Source organism: Microcoleus sp. S13_C5 (assembly GCF_036700845.1).
In the GTDB taxonomy this organism is placed as follows: domain Bacteria; phylum Cyanobacteriota; class Cyanobacteriia; order Cyanobacteriales; family Microcoleaceae; genus Microcoleus.
Genome location: NZ_JAUBPR010000276.1, coordinates 1 through 1,635, shown reverse-complemented (window position 1 = coordinate 1,635; position 1,635 = coordinate 1). Strand labels below are relative to the sequence as shown.

The following is a 1,635-nucleotide window of genomic DNA, read 5'->3' as shown; positions in this document are numbered from 1 at the left end:
TAACATTTTGAACTTCTATATTTTTCACTCCGTTTAAGTTAGTTATATTATACCTCATCTTTCTAAGAAATGCTATAGAAGACGATATTGCTACTCGCGCTAACAAAGTCGTTATCTGCGATACAGATTCTTTAGCTACTTGTATTTGGCACAAACGTTACGTTGGTTCGGAACACCCGATGGTAGAGCAAATTGCAGACAGCCGCCGCTACGATTTGTATATTTTGACTCAGCCGGATTTCGGCTTTGTTCAGGATGGAACGCGAGAAAGCGAACATTTACGGATGACTATGCACCAGCAGTTTGTGGAGGTTCTTCAGCAGAAAGGAAAGCGGTATATTACTGTGGGAGGAGCGCACGAGTTGCGAATGTCGGAGGCAATTGGGGCGATCGATTCACTGTTGGTGTTTGAACCGTTAAAGGAGCTAGAGAATTAAGAATAAGTGGAGTGCGAGCGCGCACCTTTTATTTGCCGGCGATCGCTCTTTTGAAATATCTCTTGCTTCTCTAGATATCTATTAGAATAGTCGAACTAGGTGGTTAAAAGGATTGCAGGGAAACGATTCATGAAACTCACGGATTTGCCCCAAGATGTTCTCGATGATTTATGTCAGGATCGACAGTGGCGATTAGATATCGATCCAGGATTTGACAGCAAACACGAATTTTGGATGGCGTGGCACCATTTTCTCAAGTTACCGGAGGAATCCTACTTTGAGATCGCCGAAGATAGTCTGGCAGATTTTCTCACAGTTGAAGAGTATAACCTGCTGCTGCCAGTGCCGCGATCACACCATGCCAGCATCCATCCCATTCGATTGATTCCGAGTGCTGACCAACAGACACTCACCCTGTTTCTTCAGGACTCTTACCATCGTGATTGGTTCACAAAGCCCAGCGATGCCCGTTATGGATTTCTGGCGATCTGCGATCGCTATCAGAAGTTTGGTTGCGATTTCTATCTTGCCAGCTATTATCATTTCGCTTACCTCCTCGGAAAAGATTACGAAGTGGCTGTAGCGATTCTTACTCAAAAATTAGGTCAGCTACCGTAGTTGATGTCCGATTGAATGATATCGATTAAGATTAGTTTGTAGTGAAGACTGTAGCCCGCAGGCTCCTGGGGACTAAAGTCCTCACTACAAACCGGATCGATCGCCCTCAAGCGCTAAGCGGAGGGATTTGACCGAGCAAGATCTCAAATATCATCAGGTAACGGTGGCAGTAATGCCTCTATTTGTACCAGCAAACTAGGCAAAATACTTGTAACTATATTCCAAATAACTTCCGAGCTCACTTGGTCATAACGGTGAACCAAAATATTGCGTAAGTTAATCGTATTTCGCCAATCAATTTCGGGATGTAACTGCTGAAACTCGATCGAAACTCTGCGAGCTGCTTCCCCCAAAATGCCCAACTGCCTCTCTACGGCACTTTGCATAAAAACACTTTCCAGATAAGTCTCGCAAGCAGCATCAGCCGTCAGGGTAAGCTCATCTAATTTGGTATAAATTGTACTTGACAAAAAGACAACTAGAGAAAATGTGGCATTCACATATTAAGCTGTTGTGCATTTAAAACGCATATTGGTATAATATAACATAATGATATTCAGAAAAAGTGAATGCCTGCTAA

At 43.4% G+C, this 1,635-nt stretch carries 3 protein-coding genes; 2 read left to right on the top strand and 1 reads right to left on the bottom strand.

All coding sequences use genetic code 11. The features are described from left to right. The first annotated feature begins 17 nt into the window (after window positions 1-17). Together QUA04_RS29565 and QUA04_RS29560 are read left to right on the top strand one after the other, a co-directional pair. Window positions 18-437: an ATP-binding protein gene (locus QUA04_RS29565; RefSeq protein ID WP_333264330.1), complete on the top strand. Its 420-nt coding sequence runs from the start codon at window positions 18-20 to the stop codon at window positions 435-437. A gap of 129 nt (window positions 438-566) precedes the next feature. Then, window positions 567-1,055 carry a hypothetical protein gene (locus QUA04_RS29560; RefSeq protein WP_333264327.1) on the top strand — a complete coding sequence of 163 codons (489 nt, stop codon included), beginning with the start codon at window positions 567-569 and terminating at the stop codon, window positions 1,053-1,055. A gap of 143 nt (window positions 1,056-1,198) precedes the next feature. On the opposite strand, the gene QUA04_RS29555 is transcribed toward QUA04_RS29560, so the two are convergent. Further along, on the bottom strand, window positions 1,199-1,555 hold the full coding sequence (locus QUA04_RS29555; RefSeq protein WP_333264324.1) for a HepT-like ribonuclease domain-containing protein: 357 nt from the start codon (window positions 1,553-1,555) through the stop codon (window positions 1,199-1,201). Window positions 1,556-1,635: the final 80 nt, after the last annotated feature.